The organism is Pseudomonas sp. PF05, assembly GCF_056521845.1.
Map to the genome: position 1 here is coordinate 232,804 of NZ_JBWLPW010000003.1, position 19,967 is coordinate 252,770.

Below are 19,967 nucleotides of genomic sequence, written 5' to 3' on the forward strand. Positions count from 1 at the left end.
ACCCGATGCCTGCCTACCACGACGCCAGTGCCTTGCTGGCAAGTCTCGACCTAGACTGGCGACGTCACGTCGAGACCATCGGCCCTTGTCTGCTGCAACCCAAGCCAGCCCGCGATCCCTATGAAGCCCTGGTGCGGGCGATTGCCTACCAGCAACTGCACGCCAAGGCAGGCGATGCAATCCTCGGTCGGCTGCTGGCATTATTCCCGGCGCAGACCTTCCCCGGTCCCGGGCAGATCCTGGCGACAGACGTTGCGCAGCTGCGCGGCTGTGGGTTTTCTGCCAGCAAGATCGCGACGATCCAGGGCATCGCCCAGGCGACGCTGGACGGCATCGTGCCGGATTACGCCACAGCGCGAGCGATGGAGGATGATGTGTTGATCGAACGACTGGTCACCTTGCGCGGCGTCGGGCGCTGGACCGTGGAAATGCTGCTGATCTACAGCCTCGAGCGACCGGACATCCTGCCAGCCGATGACTTTGGCGTACGCGAAGGTTATCGACGGCTCAAGGGGTTGGAGCATCAGCCCAGCCGCAAGCAGATGGCTGAGATCGGCCTGGCCTGGAGCCCATATCGGACGGTGGCGGCGTGGTATTTGTGGCGGGTGCCCAAGTGATGGAAGCTGTACCGACGCCTTCGCGAGCAAGCCCGCTCCCACACTGACCGGGCGTGTGCGGAAAATCCATGACCGACACAGATCCCCTGTGGGAGCGGGCTTGCTCGCGAAGGCGGTCACATGGTCACCCTCAACTCAACTGACAAGACGCAGACTGTCTAGGCTGTACTGAGTCATTTCCAATCCCACTGGAGGTTCCCCATGCAGCTCGAAGGATCCTGCCACTGCGGCGCGGTGTCGTTCACCCTCGACAGTGCTCACCCCTACCCTTATCAGCGCTGCTACTGCTCGATCTGCCGCAAGACCCAGGGCGGCGGCGGTTTTGCGATCAACCTGGGGGGCGATGCCCAGAGCCTGAAGGTGCGCGGTCGCAAGCACATCTCGATCTACCATGCGCGGCTCAAGGACGAAGGCGATCAACGCGCCCACCGCAGCAGTGCCGAACGACATTTCTGTTCCTTGTGCGGTTCAGGGCTATGGCTGTTCAGCCCCGAATGGCCGGACCTGATTCACCCTTTTGCCTCGGCCATTGACACACCGCTGCCGGTACCGCCGCAGCACACCCACCTGATGCTGGGTTCCAAGGCACCCTGGGTGGAAGTCGAGGCGCATCCGGGCGACCAGCAGTTCGAGGTCTATCCCCAAGAGTCAATTGCCCAGTGGCATGAGCGCCTGGGGCTGACCGTTTGAAAGGCAGCGCGGCATAACGTCCTATGCCGCAGGCACACCGCTGTGAAAACGAAACTCCGCGTCCGGTGACTCGATCAGTTCCCGCTCGGCGTCACGGACCTTGTCGATCACCTGGGCAATGTCCTTGGCGTCGCCGTACTGGTAAGCCAGCTTCAGGTAGCCCTGGAAATGCCGGGCTTCGCTTTTCAGCAAGCCGAAATAGAACTTGCCCAGTTCCTCGTCCAGGTGCGGCACCAAGGCCTCGAAACGCTCGCAACTGCGGGCCTCGATGAAGGCGCCGACCACCAGGGTGTCCACCAGCTTGACCGGTTCGTGACTGCGTACCACCTTGCGCAGCCCCGAGGCATAACGCCCGGCGGAGAGCTGGCGCAAGCCGATCTTGCGCTTTTTCATCAAGCGCATGACCTGCTCGTGATGCACCAGCTCTTCCCGGGCCAGGCGCGACATCAAATTGATCAGGTCGACGTGGGAATGGTATTTGGCGATCAGGCTCAAGGCAGTGCTGGCCGCCTTGAATTCGCAGTTCTTGTGGTCGATCAGCAACGTTTCCTGGTCAGCCAGCGCGGCCTGGACCCAGGCATCGGGGGTGCGGCAACCAAGGAATTCGTGAATTTCGGGAAGATTCATGGGGCTCACGGGAAAAGGTAGTCGAGCGAAGGGCGCCGATTATACCGGCCTGCCCCCAGACCACCAGCCACCGCCGTTGATATGCATCAAGTCGACCACTCAGCCACAGCAACTAGACTGCCCACAACAACTATAGTTGAGCAATGCCAGCCCTTTCATTGCAGGAGAACACCGATCATGCAAGCCATTCGCAGCATCCTGGTGGTCATTGAGCCCGAACATTCGGAAAGCCTGGCGCTCAAGCGCGCCAAACTGATCGCTGGGGTGACCCAGGCCCACCTGCACCTGCTGGTGTGCGACAAAAAGCATGACCATGCCGGCCTGCTCAGCGTGCTCAAGGCCGCACTGCTGGCTGACGGCTACAGCGTCACCACCGAGCAGGCCTGGAACGAAAGCCTCCACGAAACCATCATCGACGTACAGCAGGCGGAAGGTTGCGGGCTGGTGATCAAGCAGCACTTCCCCGACAGCCCGCTGAAAAAAGCCCTGCTGACCCCGGCGGACTGGAAACTGCTACGCCATTGCCCGACCCCGGTGCTGCTGGTGAAAACCGCCGGTTCCTGGAAAGACAAGGTGATCCTGGCCGCCGTCGACGTTGGCAATGCCGACGGCGAGCATCGCCACCTGCACTCCACCATCATCGATCATGGCTATGACATCGCCCTCCTCGCCAAGGCCCACCTGCATGTGATCGGCGCCCATCCCTCGCCGATGCTCTCGTCCGCCGACCCGACGTTCCAGCTCAAGGAAACCATCGAAGCCCGTTACCGCGAACAATGCCGGGCGTTCCAGGCCGAATTCGACATCGATGACCAGCACCTGCACATCGAGGAAGGCCCGGCGGACGTCTTGATTCCGTTCATGGCGCGCAAGCTGCAGGCAGCGGTAACGGTGATCGGCACCGTGGCCCGCTCGGGGTTGTCCGGGGTCCTGATCGGCAACACCGCCGAGGCTGTGCTCGATACGCTGGAAAGTGATGTGCTGGTGCTCAAGCCCCAGGAGGTCGAGGATCACCTGGTGGAGTTGGCGGTCAAGGAGTGACACGCCAACCTGTGGCGAAGGGATTTATCTGTGGGAGCAAGGCTTGCCCGCGATAAAAACGACGCGGTCTCTCTGGAACCGAGGCGCCTGCATCGCGAGCAAGCTTTGCTCCCACAGCGGGGCGGTGCGACGTTTTGCTAAATCCTCTCGCCACAAAAGCTGTCAGCCGCCAATCGCGTCCTTCAGGAACCCTGGGGCGATGTAACGCTGGTAATGGGCTTCGGACAAAAGGAAAAACTCCCGATCAATGGCATCGCGCAGGTCCGGCAGTTCCCAGTCGCGAAACTCCGGCATCAGCACCATGCCGTAGGCCTCCAGGTTGTTGATCACCCGTGCGCCCCGGGCGATCAACTGATAGGCCCAGCAATATTGCGACTGGTGCGGCACAAAGCGGATCTTGCGCGACTCCAGTTGCTGGCGCAGCAGTATCGGGTCGAAAACCTCCAACTTGGCCACCATCACCTGCACCAACAGCTGCTCTAGCCGCATCCACACCGCGCGTTTTTCGTCCTCGTTGTAGCCGTTCCAGTGAATCACTTCATGGTGGAACCGCTTGCAGCCACGGCACACCAGGTCACCGTAGACAGTGGAGCAAAGGCCGATGCAGGGGGTCTTGATGAGCTGGTTGGGCATAAGGAAACGCACACGCAAAAGCAGGACAGGCCGGCATGTTAGCCCTTTGTCTAAGATTGATCACCCCTCAAACTTCCAGGCCCAACTTACCTTTAATTTTTTTTTCCCGTAGAATCAGCCAGCCTTTTAAGGCGCCAATGTCCGTTAGAAGCTGTTTTCAAAGCGTCACGAGCACAGTCGTTCCTTCAGAGCGGTGTTGGCGAAGGGTCTTTCCAGCGGGGAAAGCCCAACGCCAACCCTCATCAGCTCCCCGTTCTGCAGGCGTAAAACTTTGAAAGCAGCTTCTGTGAGGAACGTGCGGAAACTCTGGCGTGGTGGCTCAAAAAGCCGCCGACGCGCATGAGTACCGTGGGTTCCTGGATGAGCGTCCCGGACACCCATTTGGGACCACTGATGAGGGTAATAACTGTGCTTGAAGCCTACCGCAAACATATCGAAGAGCGCGCAGCCCTGGGTATCGTTCCCCAGCCGCTTAACGCCGAACAAACCGCAGGCCTGATCGAGCTGCTGAAGAATCCCCCGGCTGGCGAAGAAGCTTTCCTCGTTGACCTGATCACCAATCGCGTTCCGCCTGGAGTCGACGAGGCTGCCTACGTCAAGGCCGGCTTCCTGTCCGCCCTGGCCAAGGGCCAGGCGCAATCCCCTCTGCTGGACAAGAAGCGCGCCGTTGAACTGCTCGGCACCATGCAGGGCGGCTACAACATCGTGACCCTGGTAGAGCTGCTGGACGACGCCGAGCTGGCGCCGGTAGCCGCCGAAGAACTCAAGCACACCCTGCTGATGTTCGATGCCTTCCACGACGTGGCTGAAAAAGCCAAGAACGGCAACGCTCACGCCAAAGCCGTGCTGCAATCCTGGGCTGACGGCGAGTGGTTCAAGAAGCGCCCGGTGCTGGCCGACAAGATCAGCCTGCGCGTGTTCAAGGTCACCGGCGAAACCAACACCGACGACCTGTCCCCTGCCCCGGACGCCTGGTCGCGTCCTGACATCCCTCTGCACGCCCTGGCCATGCTGAAAATGGCCCGTGACGGCATCGTTCCGGACGAGCAAGGCAAGACCGGCCCGATGAAGCAGATCGAAGAAATGCGCGGCCAAGGCTTCCCGATTGCCTACGTCGGTGACGTGGTCGGTACCGGTTCCTCGCGTAAATCGGCGACCAACTCGGTGCTGTGGTTCTTCGGCGACGACATTCCTTATGTGCCGAACAAGCGCGCTGGCGGTTTCTGCTTCGGCAGCAAAATCGCTCCGATCTTCTACAACACCATGGAAGATGCCGGCGCACTGCCAATCGAGTTCGACGTTTCGAACATGAACATGGGCGACGTGATCGACCTGTACCCGCATGCCGGCAAAGTCTGCAAGCACGGTACCGATGAAGTCATCACCACCTTCGAAATGAAGACACCTGTGCTGTTGGACGAAGTCCGTGCCGGCGGTCGTATTCCGCTGATCATTGGCCGCGGCCTGACCGAGAAGGCTCGCGCCGAGCTGGGTCTGCCACCGTTCGACCTGTTCAAGAAGCCTGAAGCACCCGCCGAAAGCACCAAGGGTTTCACCCTGGCGCAGAAGATGGTCGGCAAGGCTTGCGGTCTGGCAGAAGGCCAAGGCGTGCGTCCTGGTACCTACTGCGAACCGAAAATGACCACCGTGGGCTCCCAGGACACCACCGGTCCCATGACCCGTGACGAACTCAAAGACCTGGCGTGCCTGGGCTTCTCGGCTGACCTGGTGATGCAGTCCTTCTGCCACACCGCGGCCTATCCGAAGCCGATCGACGTCACTACCCACCACACCCTGCCTGACTTCATCATGACCCGCGGCGGCGTTTCCCTGCGTCCGGGCGACGGCATCATCCACTCGTGGCTCAACCGCATGCTGCTGCCAGACACCGTGGGCACCGGTGGCGACTCGCACACCCGCTTCCCGATGGGCATCTCGTTCCCGGCCGGTTCCGGCCTGGTCGCGTTTGCCGCTGCCACCGGCGTCATGCCGCTGGACATGCCGGAATCGATCCTGGTGCGCTTCAAGGGCAAAATGAAGCCTGGCATCACCCTGCGTGACCTGGTTCATGCCATTCCGTACTTCGCCATCCAGAACGGCCTGCTGACCGTCGAGAAGAAAGGCAAGAAAAACGCCTTCTCCGGCCGCATCCTGGAAATCGAAGGCCTGGAAGGCTTGACCCTGGAACAGGCTTTCGAATTGTCCGACGCCTCGGCCGAACGTTCGGCTGCCGGTTGCACCATCAAGCTGTCGAAAGAGTCGATCACCGAGTACCTGCAATCGAACATCACCCTGCTGCGCTGGATGATCGGCGAAGGCTACGGTGATGCACGTACCCTGGAACGTCGCGCCCAAGCGATGGAAGCCTGGATCGCCAACCCTCAGTTGATGGAAGCCGATGCCGACGCCGAATACGCCGAAGTCATCGAAATCGACCTGGCCGACATCAGCGAGCCTGTGCTCTGCGCGCCGAACGATCCGGACGACGCCCGCCTGCTGTCCAGCGTTGCTGGCGAGAAGATCGACGAAGTGTTCATCGGTTCGTGCATGACCAACATCGGTCACTTCCGCGCTGCCGGTAAACTGCTGGAGCAGGTCAAGGGTCAGCTGCCAACCCGTCTGTGGCTGTCGCCGCCGACCAAGATGGACGCTCACCAGCTGACCGAAGAAGGCTACTACGGCATCTACGGCAAGGCCGGTGCACGGATGGAAATGCCAGGTTGCTCGCTGTGCATGGGTAACCAGGCACGCGTCGAGCCAAACTCCACCGTAGTGTCGACCTCGACCCGTAACTTCCCGAACCGTCTGGGTGACGGCGCGAACGTCTACCTGGCTTCGGCCGAACTGGCGTCCGTTGCTTCGATCCTGGGTCGCCTGCCGACCGTCGAGGAGTACATGGAGTACGCCGGCAAGATCGACAGCATGGCAGCGGACGTGTATCGCTACCTGAGCTTCGACCAGATCGCCGAGTTCCGTGAAGCGGCTGCAAACGCCAACATCCCGGTCGTTCAAGCCTAAAGCTTAAAACGCCCGACTAAAAACGCCGCCCTTCTTGCGAGGGGCGGCGTTTTTTTTATGCCTGTCTATTTGAGGGGAAGTGCCTTTTTTTGGGGACATATCCGTTACCGCAAAAACGGATATACACACCAACATCGCCCCCCAATAAAGGCCTACGCCAAGAGGGAGTAAACCAACGCTGTAATCGCCACCAACCCCACCAACGTAACGAAGACATTCGAAGCCTGGCCGCGATAACGGGCCATGGCCGGAACTTTGCGAATGGCATACATCGGCATCAGGAACAGGATAGCCGCGATAACCGGACCGCCCAAGGTTTCGATCATGCCCAGGATGCTCGGGTTGAGGGTCGCGACGATCCAGCACACCATCAGCATGAAAACAGCTGTGAGCCGGTCCAAAGTCTTGGGCGCCGGGCGCCGGCCGCTCTTGACGATCAGGCCCTTGAGGCCTTCGCTGGCGCCGATGTAGTGCCCCAGGAACGATTTGGAAATGGCGACAAACGCAATCAACGGCGCGGCAAAGGCGATGGTCGGGTTGCTGAAGTGATTGGCCAGGTACGACAGGATCGACAGGTTCTGCGCCTTGGCCTCGGCCAGTTGCGCCGGGGTCAGGGTCAGCACGCAACTGAATACGAAGAACAGCACCATCACCACCATCAGCACATGGGCGCGGGACAGGATCTGTGAACTGCGCTCCTCGGCGTTATCGCCATAGCGACGTTTCTGGTCCACCGCAAAGGCCGAGATGATCGGCGAGTGGTTGAACGAGAACACCATCACCGGGATTGCCAGCCACAAGGTATGCAGCAGCGCCGAAGGTGCAGGCGGCGTCGATGCCGTGGTCAGGATGCCGCCGCTCCAATGGGGAATCAGGAACACCGCCAGGAACAGCAGCGCAACGATGAACGGGTAGACCATCAGGCTCATGGCCTTGACGATCGCCTGCTCGCCGCAGCGGACCACCGCCAGCAGGCCCAGGATCAGCACCAGGGATAGCACAGCCCGAGGGGGCGCCTGGATATGCAACTGATGCTCCAGGAAACTGCCCACGGTATTGGTCAACGCCACGCTGTAGATCAACAGGATCGGGAAAATGGCAAAGAAGTACAGAAGCGTGATCAGCGCACCGGCCTTGAGGCCGAAATGTTCTTCCACCACCTCGGTGATGTCCGCGCCGTCGCGACCGGACAACACGAAACGAGTCAGGCCCCGGTGGGCATAGAACGTCATGGGAAATGCCAGCACCGAGAGGATCAGCAACGGCCAGAAGCCGCCCAGGCCTGCATTGATGGGTAAAAACAGAGTACCTGCACCGATGGCGGTGCCAAACAGGCCCAGCATCCATGTGGTGTCCTGGCGACTCCACTGGCTGAGGGTGGCTGAAGCTGTCGTTTCAAAGCGCTCTTCGACGCTATTGGCCTGATCATTCATCCGGGCGGATCTCCGTATTCCGGTCACATGCACCCGGCCGGGACGAGTCGGAAAAACCCGACAGGCAGCGCCCTGGCCGAAACAGGGGCGCGATTGTCCGGGATTAGTGAGTAGAAGCAAAGACTTAGCTGAGGAGCGGTTATGCGGATCAGATCATTGCCATGGAATTATCCCTGCATTCCCCTGCCTGCCCTGTGGGAGCAAAGCTTGCTCGCGATAGAGGTGGGTCAGCTTGCATCAGCGCTGAATGTACCGCCGCCTCGCGAGCAAGCTTTGCTCCCACAGATCTGACGGGGTACGACCCGCAGAGCCAGGTCGGCTGCCAGGACACCACGCAACCGAAATGCACATAAAAAGCCAAGCCCCCCTGCCCCCGGCTCCTACAATCAGGTTGAATAGATAAAATCGCCCCAGCGCCCACAGGAGCCCAGCATGACCGCAACCGTTCTGGTACTGATTGAAACCGTCAATGAATACCTACCCATTCTCGAGCGGCAGGGCTACCACCTGGAGTTGGCGCCCACGCCTGCCGAACGCAAGACGGCGATTTTCGAACACGGAGACCGCTTCAGCGCAGTGCTGACCCGCGGTCCACTGGGTCTGACGGCGGAAGAAATCGCCGCCCTGCCCAACCTCCAGATCATTTGCGTGATCGGTGCCGGTTACGAACAAGTGGACCTGCAGGCCGCACGCAACCGGGGCATCGTGGTCACCAACGGCGCCGGGGTCAACGCCTCGTCGGTGGCCGACCATGCCATGGCGCTGTTGCTGGCGCTGGTGCGCGACATTCCCCATTGCGATGCTGCCCTGCGACGGGGCGAATGGCCGAGGGGGGCGCGCCCTTCCCTGGCGGGTAAGCGGCTGGGCGTGTTGGGCCTTGGCGCGGTGGGCATGGCGATCGCCAAACGGGCCGCCCAGGGCTTTGACATGAGTGTCAGTTATCACAATCGCCGGGTACGCAATGACGTGCCCTACACCTTCTGCGCCACCCCCACGGAACTGGCGCGGGTCTCGGACTTCCTGATCGTCGCCACGCCAGGCGGCCTGGATACCCGGCAGTTGATCAACAAGCAGACCCTCGATGCGCTCGGCCCAAAAGGGTTTCTGGTGAACGTCGCCAGGGCCAGCGTGGTTGCTACCGCCGATCTGATCAGCGCCCTGGAACACAGGCGAATTGCCGGAGCGGCCCTGGATGTGTTCGATCACGAGCCCGAGGTGCCGCAGGCGCTGAAAAACCTGCCCAACGTCGTCCTCACACCCCACGTGGCCGGCCTGTCGCCGGAAGCGACCCGCGCCATGGTAGAACTGGTGGGCCAGAACCTGACCGCCTTCTTTTCCGGAAAACCCGTGCTGACGCCGGTGCGATTGGCCGACGAGGAACGTTAGAGAACGCCCAACAACGTCCACAACCGGCGGGATTCGGCATCGGCACTGATCAGTTCACCCAGCAACTCGCTCAACGGTTTGTTGCCCCACTCCACACCGCGCCGGATCAGGTAGGGCACCGGGCTGTGGGGTTCGGTGCGGGCCAGGTAACCGGCGATGACCAGTAGCTGTCGGTAGGCCTCTTCACGACTGGCCGGTTCCTGGAATACCTGGGCAGGTGTCGCCTGCGGCTGGGACGTCGGTGTTGTAGATGTCGGGGACGTTTGCACCGGCACGACGGTGGGTTGCTGTGGGTGCATCGCAATGAACTCCTCTACCAGTGCCAGCAAGGCCTGCATCACGTCCTGCAGGGATTTGTAGCCCGGGGCCAGGTTGCCCAGGTAAGCGTCGCTCCAGGCTTCGAGCCGTTGCAGGTGCTGCAGGCTCAACATCAGGCTGCCTTGGCGATGCAACCAGAACGACAAGGGTGTGCTGCGAATCAGTTCGCCAAGTTTCTTTTGATCGTTGCGCGCCGCTTCCGCCGAGGCCTTGGCGTTCTTGCTGTCGTTGACCAGCACTTGCTGGCGCTGCAAGCGTTGCCAGTCGTCCAGGCAAAAAGCGGCGAAGGCCTGTTCCCGACCGTCGAACAACGGCACCCGCGTCAGCAGCACTTCGCTGTAGCGACGGGCCAGCCACTCCAGCGGGATCACCCGCCATGACTGGTCGCCTTCCTCAGCCTGGGGGTGCAACTGCTCCGGATAGCGCTCACACAGCCCCGCCACCAGCGCCAGGCTGCCCGGCAAACCTTCCAGCCCGGCCATATGCAGCCAAGCCTCCCCTAGCCAGGCACTGATCATCAAGTCCTTGCTGCGCTCCAGCAGCAACGTGGTCGCGAGCCGCTCCAGGTCCGGCCACAGGGCGCGCTTGATCGAAGACTGCCACACACCGGTGGGCAGGCTGGTGTCATCCTCCCGGCGCAATTCGCGCAACTGGTCATATTCCGGTTCGTAGCGCAGGTCCGGGCCACAGGGCGATTCGGCGCTGATCGGCTCGAGCAACTGGCTGACCAGCTCAGGCAAAGGCGATATCGGCAAGTTCACAGGCCCTCCTCACGGGTGGCGATGGCGGGGTTCGATGCGCTCGTCATGAAAGGTGAACGGGGCGCCCGCGTCGGCAACGGCGGGATCGACAAGGGCAGTTTGGAGCCCTGGCTCATCAACGACAGGCGCACGAACATCAACGTTTGCTGCGCCGTGCTGGCCTGGGTCTGAGCGGTCACCGGCAGTTGCAGAGCCAAGGGAAAATCGGTGTAGTCGACATTCGGCTGGCGCTGATTCGACACCAGCGAGCGCATCAGGCGCAACAACGACCAAGGCCCCTGATACTCCCAACCGGCCTCCAGGTCGCGCACCACCAGGTTCGGTTGCAGCGGGTCGTTGGCCGGACGCTGATAACCGTTACGGGCCCAGCGCAAGGTCAGGCGCACGGGCTGGCCGACCATCCACCGCAGGTTCTGCTGGCCGCCGCCGGGGTAGCGGATCTGTTGGTTGCCGGCGTCCAGGCTCCAGGCGATCACCTGGTCGGCGCCGCGTTCTTCATCGCGATCGGTGCGCCAGCGCACGTCCATTTCCACCCCCAGGATGCCACTCTTATCGCGCACGAACAGCGGCCCGAGCCAGGTACCGGCCTGTTTCAAACGATTGAGGAAATCCTCGGCCGCCAGCCGCTCCGGCGTCTGGCTCAACGTCAGCCCGGCCTGGGCCAGGGGTACGCGCGTGTCGATCAGCTCCAGCAAATGCTGGACCCGCGCCGGGTCGGCATCGCTGGCCCGCACATCCTGGGAAAACGGAAAGCGCCCCGCCAGGTACTGATTGAAATAGTTGGCAAGGTCATTCCAGGCGGTCGCCGCCTGGTTCTGTTGCAGGTACAGGCACCGTTGCAGGGCGCCCTGCTGCAACGCGACCGTGCGCAGGGCCAGGTCACCGCGTCCGCTGGGCAGGCTGGAGGTCTGCAAGATCTGCGCGCAGGAGGTGGTGTCCATGGCGATGAAGTCCCGGCTCACCAATTGTTCCAGTTGGGCCGCCGAGCTGGCCGGGTTCTGGCTCTTGTACTTGAGCAATTCATCGTTGAGGGCCATGAAGCGTGCCACCTGATCGTGTTCCAGGGTCGACAGGTTGTCCTGCTGGACGATCAGCCATTCCAGCGCAGGCATTCGCTGCTCGGCGATCTGCAGCATCGCGCCAAACTGCTGGTCCAGGTTCAGCTTCAGGTCTTGTGGGTCGCGGGCACCGTACAACTGCAAGCCGAAGTTTTTCGAACCGTCCCAATGCTGGACGTCGGCCCGCTGGCTGAACAGCGGCTGGGCATCGATTTCGCCCAGGCCACTCTTGATCTGCGCCAATGCCCGCCGATTGAGCAAACGCTGGAAACGGATCGCCAGGTCGCCACGGTGCACGTCCATGAAGGCTTTTTGCAGCGCAACGGCCTGGGTCGTTTGTACATTGAAGCCCATGCCAGGCAGCGGCTCGTCGTTTTCATCCAGGCTCAACCACATCGCCCGCGCTGCGGCGCCTTCAGCGGCCTGCATCAGCGCGTCACGGTAATCCGGCGGAATGCGCGGCAGCTCCTCATTGGCATAGCTCTTGTAGCTGGCGAAGTAGTTCAGGGCGACGCTGAAATCATCGCTGCCATCGCCTTGGCTCATCGAACCGGAGTTGCTGTCCGACGGATCCTTCTGCATGGCCAACGCCACGAAGTCACGCTTGAACAGCGCCTGCACCGCGCCCTCCAGCGCCGTGACATGGTCTTGCAAGACCAGCAGGCCACTGCCCTGTTGCACCAACAGATTGTCCCGGGAGCCGGTCTGGACGATCCACTGGTCACGAAAGCTCTGCTGAAGCTTCGCCGCCTGGCTCTCCAGGTCCTGCTCGATATCCGGCCCCAGCAAGCTGCTGTGGCTGACTTTGTCCAGCATCTGGCTGTAGCCGGGTACCAGGTCCTGGCCCTTGCCCCGGCCCCAGGCTGAATTGGTCAGGCTGACCAGCGTTTGCAAATCGTCGATCAGCGCCATCAGGTCTTCGAGTTCGCTCAACGAATTGCCACTGCCGGCCTCCAGCCGTTGCAGGTGTAGCTTGAGGTAACCGGCCTGGCGCACGAAGTTGTCCGCCAGGAAGTAATGGTCCAGCCAGCGCTGCATCAGGCCGGTGAAATTATCGGAGACCACCGGGCGCGCGGCGTTCAGGTCCAGCCCTTTCAAATCGCTGTTCTGGGCATCGAACAGCACCCGGTTGTAGAACCGCGGCCGGCTCAAGGTGCCGGTGTTGAGCCCCAGGGACAAGGCGGTGTTGCTCAGTTGCACCAGTTCGTCCAGCGGTGCCTTGGGATCGTTCACCACCTGGCTGAACATCTGGTTGTGCTGTTCCAGGCGTACGGCGAGGTCCACCAGCGCCTTGGCTTTCACGTAGCTCTGCCACTGCGCCGGGTCTTCGTTCTCCACATTGCCCCGCCGCTCGGTGTTGCGGATGGATTTAAGCTGTTCCAGGTCTGAATTGAGCAGGTCCCGCAGGGGCAATATCCAATGGTGCCGAGCCGTCAGGCGCAACCCATTCTCCAGCTGTGTGTCCACGGAGGAGAACCACGAAGTGGGAAAGACCACCGAGACGAAGCGCCAGCGCGGGGCCTTCTCCAACATGTGCCAGTAGTTCTGCACGTTGTGCCGGGTCGGTTCCAGCTGCGGTTCGTCACGGTCGACGACGACGTGGTTCTTATGGGTGCTGAGGATCAACCGTGACAGCTCCTCGGCTTGTTCCACCGAGTCGTGCCAGACCCAGACCATGCCTCCCAACCAGACCAGGCCCACCACCGCCGCCACCCCTGCGGCCAGCCGATGCCCGCGCTGGCGCAGGCGCAACAACCGTGGCACAGGCTGAGCCAGGCCACGTTCGGCCACCAGTCGACGCGACCACAGCTGGCGGGCGAACACGGTTTGCCGCTGGGCATTGTCGCTGGCGGTCAAACCGTCGCCGCTGACAGCCGGTGCCTGGCTGGCAGTGAAATACACCCCGCGAAAACGCGGCGCTTCGCCTTGGGCATTGCCCTGGAACACCGGTTCCAGCAGGATCTGCAAGGCCCGCCGCAAGCCTTCGAAGCGCTCCGGCAACCCATAGAGATCAGCACCCAATTGCCCCGACAGCGCACCGATCTCGATGATCGACTGTGACAACGCGGCGTTGACCTCGTCCAGGGCCTGGTCACTCCAATGCGACTGCCAGGCCGCCTCCGGCAAATAGGGCGAGGACCAGCCCAGCATCGACTCGCGCGCCTCGGCGGGCAGCGCGCTGACCAGCTCCTGGACTCCCGGCAGCTCCTCCATCCCGGTGATCACCACATACACCGGCACGCTGAGGCCGAACCGTTGCAACAGGTCGATAAAGCCACGCCGGACCTTGAGGCTCAGTTCGGTGGTGTGCTCGATGTCGTCAAGGGTGCTGAACGGCACGGTCCAGATCACCGCATCCAATGGTCGCTTGCTGCGCAAGCGCAACATCAGCCCCAACAGGCGCCACCAATTGCCCCGTTGCCGGTTCATGCCTTCATCGGGCAGGAACAACGCCTGGGGCACCACCAGCACCGAGCCTTCGACATCGGCAAACCAGCGCCCGAACCAGGCCGCCTTGTCGGTCGGTTGCAAGCGCCACTGGGCGCATAATTGGGCGCCGTCGGTTTCGTTGCCGAGCATCATCAGCCAAGGCATCTGATAGCGGTCCCGGGTGCCCTGCTCCTGCTCCATGCGGCGCACCGCCCCATAGAAACTGCGGATCGCCGCCCCGCCTTGGGTCCGCAGCCACCAGATCAGGGCCGCGATCAGCAGCACCACGACAATGGCGATCACTACCAGGGCAACGATGCTCAGCGGGCTCATGAATCCAACTCCTGAACCACCGCCGACTCATTCAGTTGCAACACCGGCTCGAGCTCCAAACGAATGTCACGCCAGAACACCTGCCCCAGTCCGGTCAGCAACAACACCATCGCCAGGATCGCCAGCCCCAGGCGAAAGCCGTCCGGCAGTGACTCTTGCACCGGCATGCGCACTGGCGGCGTCGCCGAAGCCAGCGCCAGGCGCTGGCTGACGTCGACGTAATCGGGCTCGTGTTGCCAGGCGAACGTGAACAGCGCCGCGCGCCACTTTGCATGCTGAAGCTGGCCTGGCTCGCCACGCAATCGCCCCTGGAACCCGAGGATCAGGCATTGCAGGTAGACATTCGCCAGGTCCCGGGTGCCGGGCATCTGCTCGTCCAGCAGTTTCTTGATCGCCGCGGGCAAGCGCTCGCCGGCCTGGCGACTGGCATACATGCGTGACTCGAGGGGGTGCTGCTGCCAGGCCAGTTGTCCGGGCCAAGGGCTGAACAGCAAGGTTTCGTCCACCAGCGCCACGAAGGCATAGACCAGCGCCTTGACCTGCTCGGTGGCGGCATCGCCGACGGTGGCGAAGGCCACCCGCCACAGACGCTGGGCGCCGCGCCCGGAAAACTCCACCACCCGATTGACCAATACCGCAGGGTCGCTGTCCCTGGGCAAGTCTTGCCACTCCTGGGACCACTTCAGCCAGGCCTGGCGAAAAGCGCTGCTCAGCGGCGCCTCATGCAGACTCCGAACCGCCCCGCCACTTCCATCAGGCATACGACTCCCCTTTTGCGATCAGGCACTTTCACTGGCTTGCGCCACGAACAACACCACTTGCCACGGGCTGCTGGCCTGGGCCGATGCCGGCGCCACGATGTGCAGCGGCAATTGCGCGTCGAACCATTGCCCGCTGGCGACCACCACGAACAAACGGGTGTCGTCGCCCACGCTGTAGGCCACCTGTTCGTTGCGGCTCATGGCCTGGTGGGGCAGACCGCTCATGCGTTGCCGGCTCAGCAGCGGGATGTGCCGCGCCGACGCGATGATCGCCCCGCGCAACCAGTCGGCCGCCGCCTGCTCGCTGGCGCCGTTGGGCATGCGCAGGCCGATCACCAGGCGTTGCTCCGGCTGGTCATCGGGCAACTGGATCGAGAAGACCTGCTCATCGCGTTCGAAGGCCAGGCTGCGATAGCCGGCACGAACCAGTTCCAGGGTGGTTTCCAGCCAGTCGAGCAACGGCTCGTAGCCGCGCTGCAATTCGAGGAAATCCAGCGGCGCGAAGGCCGGGACGCCCGCCAGCGGATCGAGGGCCGACCAGCTCCCGGCCAGCCCCAGCAGCAAACCGTAGAGCGCCTGGGGCGTCGCCACCCGGGTGCTCAGCGCCCCTTCGACTTCCGGCAAGCGCGCCCACAAGGCGGTCAATTGCCGGCGGATCTCCATGGCATCGTCCTGGTTGCCGGCCGCCTGGGCCTGGCGCAAGCGGCCGGCGAGAAACATGCACTTTTCCCGGGCCCGGGCGCACACCCCGGCGACCCGTCGACCGAGGGCCGACTCCGGCAACAGGATCGGCGTCGGCGGGGTGTAGGGCACGCGCCAGAAGCCGCCGCCCTCCTTGCGGATGCGCAACAACGGCAGGCAGATCGAATCGGCCTTGCTCAGTTGCGTACACAACCTCGGGTTGGGTCGCCAGACGGTGACCGACTCGGGAAATGCACCGCTGGTGAGGTCCGGCAACGCCTCGCCAACCACCGATTGCAGGCGCCCCTTGAGCGGCACCAATTGCCCGGCGCGCCACAGTGGGCTGACGGCCAGGTACACCGTCACGGTGGCGTCGTCGGTCTTGTCGATCGCCTCGCCGATATCCAGCTCCAGGGTCGGCCCGACACCAGCCTGCAGGTTGACCGGCAAGCCGTCCGGCAAGGTGCCTTGCAGTTGCAGCAGCCGCACCTGGCCGGCGCTGAGGGCCGAAGGATCGACTTCCAGCTCGCTGACACCCCAGAACCAAGGGTTGCAGGCCCCGGCAAAATGCGCGGCCAGGGCCTCGGCACGCAGCCCTTGCAATTGAAAATGCTGGGGCAGCAATTGCATGCCCTCATGCCAGCACACCGCGTCAGGTAACAGACTCATACGACTCCCTTCGACATCCCAATGTCGCCGCACAAGGCGGCACGCGGTCACTCAAGCTGGCCTTTATCGAGCTGACCATCATTCACGAGGGTCATCTCGCGACTGTCGAACTTCAGCCAGGCCTTGCGCTGATCGTCCAGCCGAAGCCGGTGGGCTCCGGGAGTGTTATAGCTGGCGAAGACCAAAAGTCCAGCGGCGCGCCGGCCCTCCAACGGGAAGGGTTGGCGGTCGATGAATTGCCCCGGGACCAGCTCCAGCCCCCACACCGACATGAGTTGACGATAGTCGCGCTGGAACTGTTCCCGCTCGGCGAACCATTGGCTGGCGGTGATGCCCGACAGTTGTTTGAGCAGGTCCGGGTCGTTCACGGCGATGAAATCCACGGCGATCGGTGTGTCGTCATTGGCGCCGGCAGCGACGTCCAAGGTCAGGCTGTCCAGGTCGACGCTGGGGGCAAAAAGCGAGCAACCGGTGAGCGCCAGGCTCAAAAGAAATCCGAAAAAAAAACCACGCAAAATGAATCTTCCTTTTCTCAGCGGTCAAAAATTGTTTTTGCTTGCTTTTTTATAGACCTGTTCTAGCGTCTTGGGTAGTTCGACCCACACGGTCGAATGCACCAGGTTCGTCAAGGGAATGACAGTTTTTCTGCCGTCCATTTGCAACCTGCGGATCAGCAAGGGAATGCGATGAGCGGGACTCCCGATGCATTGCGCCCACACATGCATCGGAGTCGGCCGCCATGGCAGAAAGTACCCAGCACAAGCTCGACAGAATCCGTCCTCCCCGCGTCCAGATCACCTATGACGTGGAAATCGGCAACGCCATCGAGAAAAAAGAATTGCCACTGGTGGTCGGCATTCTGGCCGACCTCTCAGGCAAGCCACTGGACCCGCTGCCCAAGCTCAATGAGCGGCGCTTTACCGAAATCGATCGGGACAATTTCAACGAGGTGCTCGCCTCCATCTCCCCCCGCGCCACGCTCCAGGTGAACAACACCCTCAGCGGCGACGACAGCAAGCTCAACATCGAACTCAACTTCCGTCACATCGACGACTTCGACCCGGTCAAGGTCGTGGAACAGGTCACGCCGCTGCGCCGGTTGTTCGAAGCGCGCCAACGCCTGCGAGACCTTTTGACCAAGCTCGATGGCAACGACGACCTGGACAAGCTGCTGCGCGACGTGATCGCCAACACCGAAGGACTGCAGGAAATCAAGTCGGCCCGACCCCAGGACGTACCGCCAGAGCTGCCTGCCGCGGCCGCCAACGATGACCCTGCCCCGGCCGAACCACAGGCCTGATCGCGCGCATCATTCACGGGAGATAACGCCATGCCTGCTTCATCCAGCGCTCAAACCAGCGAGAGCACGACCCAGACCCTGTCCCTGCTGGACAAGATCATCGCCGAAGGCCGCATGGCCCACGACGATAGCCAGCAAGACTACGCCCGCGACATGCTGGCCGAATTCGCCACCCAGGTCCTCGACGAAGGCATGGCCATCGACAAGGACACCGTGGCGATGATCAACGACCGCATCAGCCAGATCGACCAGTTGATCAGCGCCCAGCTCAACGAAGTGCTGCACCATCCCGACCTGCAGAAGCTCGAAGCCTCCTGGCGCGGCCTGCACCTGCTGGTGCAGAACACCGAAACCAGCACCCGGCTCAAGTTGCGCCTGCTCAACGTCACCCAGAAAGAACTGCAGAACGATCTGGAAAAAGCCGTCGAATTCGACCAGAGCGCGCTGTTCAAGAAGATCTACGAGGAAGAATACGGGACCTTCGGCGGACACCCGTTCAGCCTGCTGGTAGGCGACTACACCTTTGGCCGGCATCCGCAGGACATCGGCCTGCTGGAAAAACTCTCGAACGTCGCCGCTGCCGCGCACGCCCCGTTCATTGCCGCCGCCAGCCCACGGTTGTTCGACATGACCAGCTTCACCGAGCTGGCGATACCCAGGGACCTGTCGAAGATTTTCGAGAGCCAGGAGTTGATCAAATGGCGCGCCTTCCGTGAAAGCGAAGACTCGCGCTACGTGTCCCTGGTGCTGCCGCACTTCCTGCTGCGCCTGCCCTACGGCCCGGACACGCTGCCGGTGGAAGGCATCAACTACGTCGAAGACGTCAACGGTACTGACCACAGCAAATACCTGTGGGGCAACGCCGCCTGGACGCTGGCGCAACGCATCACCGAAGCCTTCGCCAAATATGGCTGGTGCGCAGCCATTCGCGGGGCCGAGGGCGGTGGCGCGGTCGAAGGCCTGCCGGCCCATACCTTCCGCACCAGTTCCGGGGATCTGTCGCTCAAATGCCCAACCGAAGTGGCGATCACCGACCGCCGTGAAAAAGAACTCAACGACCTGGGCTTCATCTCCCTGTGCCACAAGAAAAACAGCGACGTGGCGGTGTTCTTCGGCGGCCAGACCACCAACAAGGCCAAGGCCTACAACACCAACGAGGCCAACGCCAACGCGCGGATCTCGGCCATGTTGCCGTATGTGCTGGCGGCCTCGCGTTTCGCCCATTACCTGAAGGTGATCATGCGCGACAAGGTCGGCAGTTTCATGACCCGCGACAACGTGCAGACCTACCTCAACAACTGGATCGCCGACTACGTGCTGATCAACGACAACGCGCCGCAAGAGATAAAGGCGCAATACCCGTTGCGCGAAGCCCGGGTGGACGTGACAGAAGTGGCCGGCAAGCCAGGGGCCTACAAGGCCACGGTGTTCTTGCGGCCGCACTTCCAGCTGGAAGAGCTGACCGCCTCGATCCGCCTGGTGGCGACCCTGCCGCCACCGGTAGCTGCCTGACCGCCTTGGCAAGGGAGCAAGCTCCCACTGCCCTCTGTAGGAGCTGACTGTAGGAGCTGACGAGTGCAACGAGGCTGCGATCTTTCCAAGGACGCTTGAGTCCCAAGCGAAAGATCAAAAGATCGCAGCCTTCGGCAGCTCCTACAGGTACCGGGCACTACCTCATTCGTCTTCTTCAGGAGTTCCACACAATGGATGCAATCATTCTCGACCTCGGCGGCGACATCAAGGGCGACAGCTTGCTGGAGGGTTTCACGGACAAGATCGAAGTCATGTCCTACAGCCACAACGTGGCGATGCAGGTCACCAACGACGTCAGCAACTCGGAGCGCACTTCCGGCCGGCCGCACATCGGCGAATTCACGCTGACTAAATTCGTCGACAGCTCCACCCCTTCGCTCAACGAGTATTGCTGTGCCGGCAAGCCGATCCCGCAAGCCGTCATCACCATTGGCCGCAATGCCGCCGAGGGCAGCGGCAAACTCATGCCGTTCATCATCTACACACTGACCAACGTCGTGCTGTCCAACGTCAGTGTCAGCGGCGGCACCGGCGGCAAACCGGTGGAAACCCTGTCGCTGAACTTCACCAAGATCAAATGGGAGCTCACCGCACAGAAAGACGATGGCACCAAGGAAGGCACGGCGGGCACGACCTGGGACCTGGCCGCCAACAAAATGACCAAGTAAGGAAGCCGCG

The 19,967-nt window shown here is 62.1% G+C and carries 16 protein-coding genes; 8 read left to right on the forward strand and 8 right to left on the reverse strand.

Annotated elements, in window-relative coordinates; all coding sequences use genetic code 11:
- The first annotated feature begins 5 nt into the window (after positions 1-5).
- Both AC09SL_RS08645 and AC09SL_RS08650 read left to right on the forward strand, forming a co-directional pair.
- Positions 6-617 carry a DNA-3-methyladenine glycosylase family protein gene (locus tag AC09SL_RS08645; RefSeq protein ID WP_058544550.1) on the forward strand — a complete coding sequence of 204 codons (612 nt, stop codon included), beginning with the start codon at positions 6-8 and terminating at the stop codon, positions 615-617.
- Between the two features lie 201 nt (positions 618-818).
- Positions 819-1,307 (forward strand): GFA family protein, encoded by a 489-nt coding sequence (locus AC09SL_RS08650; protein WP_058544549.1) that lies wholly within the window; start codon positions 819-821, stop codon positions 1,305-1,307.
- Between the two features lie 21 nt (positions 1,308-1,328).
- Here AC09SL_RS08650 and AC09SL_RS08655 read toward each other — a convergent pair whose 3' ends face one another.
- Entirely contained in the window at positions 1,329-1,934 is a 606-nt protein-coding gene (locus tag AC09SL_RS08655) for a MiaE family protein (protein WP_058544548.1), read from the reverse strand.
- Positions 1,935-2,111: 177 nt separating this feature from the next.
- Here AC09SL_RS08655 and AC09SL_RS08660 point away from each other — a divergent pair, with 177 nt between their 5' ends.
- Positions 2,112-2,975: a universal stress protein gene (locus tag AC09SL_RS08660; RefSeq protein WP_058544547.1), complete on the forward strand. Its 864-nt coding sequence runs from the start codon at positions 2,112-2,114 to the stop codon at positions 2,973-2,975.
- A gap of 162 nt (positions 2,976-3,137) precedes the next feature.
- On the opposite strand, the gene AC09SL_RS08665 is transcribed toward AC09SL_RS08660, so the two are convergent.
- Complete coding sequence (locus AC09SL_RS08665) at positions 3,138-3,608, reverse strand: DUF1289 domain-containing protein (RefSeq protein WP_058544546.1); 471 nt, start codon at positions 3,606-3,608, stop codon at positions 3,138-3,140.
- Positions 3,609-4,016: 408 nt separating this feature from the next.
- On the opposite strand from AC09SL_RS08665, the gene acnB reads away from it, so the two are divergent.
- On the forward strand, positions 4,017-6,626 hold the full coding sequence (gene acnB, locus AC09SL_RS08670; RefSeq protein WP_064106912.1) for a bifunctional aconitate hydratase 2/2-methylisocitrate dehydratase: 2,610 nt from the start codon (positions 4,017-4,019) through the stop codon (positions 6,624-6,626).
- Between the two features lie 152 nt (positions 6,627-6,778).
- Here acnB and AC09SL_RS08675 read toward each other — a convergent pair whose 3' ends face one another.
- The gene (locus AC09SL_RS08675) at positions 6,779-8,059 is read right to left on the reverse strand and encodes a serine/threonine transporter (RefSeq protein ID WP_058543080.1); all 1,281 of its coding nucleotides are present in this window, start codon (positions 8,057-8,059) and stop codon (positions 6,779-6,781) included.
- 432 nt (positions 8,060-8,491) lie between these two features.
- Between AC09SL_RS08675 and AC09SL_RS08680 the strand changes: the two genes are divergently transcribed.
- A complete protein-coding gene (locus AC09SL_RS08680; protein WP_058543081.1) occupies positions 8,492-9,445 on the forward strand; it encodes a 2-hydroxyacid dehydrogenase in 954 nt (317 codons plus the stop codon).
- Here the strand turns inward: AC09SL_RS08680 and tssA are convergent.
- Genes tssA through AC09SL_RS08705 form a run of 5 tightly spaced genes read right to left on the reverse strand, consistent with a single transcriptional unit; the run spans position 9,442 to position 16,971 of the window.
- Complete coding sequence (tssA, locus tag AC09SL_RS08685; RefSeq protein WP_058543082.1) at positions 9,442-10,524, reverse strand: type VI secretion system protein TssA; 1,083 nt, start codon at positions 10,522-10,524, stop codon at positions 9,442-9,444. The genes AC09SL_RS08680 and tssA overlap by 4 nt on opposite strands.
- Positions 10,521-14,345 carry a type VI secretion system protein gene (locus AC09SL_RS08690; protein WP_058543083.1) on the reverse strand — a complete coding sequence of 1,275 codons (3,825 nt, stop codon included), beginning with the start codon at positions 14,343-14,345 and terminating at the stop codon, positions 10,521-10,523. Before AC09SL_RS08690 ends, tssA begins: the two co-directional genes overlap by 4 nt.
- Positions 14,342-15,106, reverse strand: coding sequence for a DotU family type IV/VI secretion system protein (locus tag AC09SL_RS08695; RefSeq protein WP_058543084.1), 765 nt, complete (start codon positions 15,104-15,106; stop codon positions 14,342-14,344). Before AC09SL_RS08695 ends, AC09SL_RS08690 begins: the two co-directional genes overlap by 4 nt.
- 18 nt (positions 15,107-15,124) lie before the next feature.
- A complete protein-coding gene (gene tssK, locus AC09SL_RS08700) occupies positions 15,125-16,456 on the reverse strand; it encodes a type VI secretion system baseplate subunit TssK (protein ID WP_064106911.1) in 1,332 nt (443 codons plus the stop codon).
- 47 nt (positions 16,457-16,503) lie between these two features.
- Positions 16,504-16,971, reverse strand: a complete 468-nt coding sequence (locus AC09SL_RS08705; RefSeq protein WP_058545477.1) for a hypothetical protein — start codon at positions 16,969-16,971, stop codon at positions 16,504-16,506.
- A 224-nt stretch (positions 16,972-17,195) separates the two neighbouring features.
- On the opposite strand from AC09SL_RS08705, the gene tssB reads away from it, so the two are divergent.
- From tssB to AC09SL_RS08720, 3 genes are all read left to right on the forward strand, one after another.
- A complete protein-coding gene (gene tssB / locus AC09SL_RS08710) occupies positions 17,196-17,756 on the forward strand; it encodes a type VI secretion system contractile sheath small subunit (protein ID WP_058545476.1) in 561 nt (186 codons plus the stop codon).
- Positions 17,757-17,786: 30 nt separating this feature from the next.
- Positions 17,787-19,268: a type VI secretion system contractile sheath large subunit gene (gene tssC / locus AC09SL_RS08715; protein ID WP_003202801.1), complete on the forward strand. Its 1,482-nt coding sequence runs from the start codon at positions 17,787-17,789 to the stop codon at positions 19,266-19,268.
- A gap of 191 nt (positions 19,269-19,459) precedes the next feature.
- Positions 19,460-19,957, forward strand: coding sequence for an Hcp family type VI secretion system effector (locus AC09SL_RS08720; protein WP_024617958.1), 498 nt, complete (start codon positions 19,460-19,462; stop codon positions 19,955-19,957).
- The last annotated feature ends 10 nt before the right edge of the window (positions 19,958-19,967 follow it).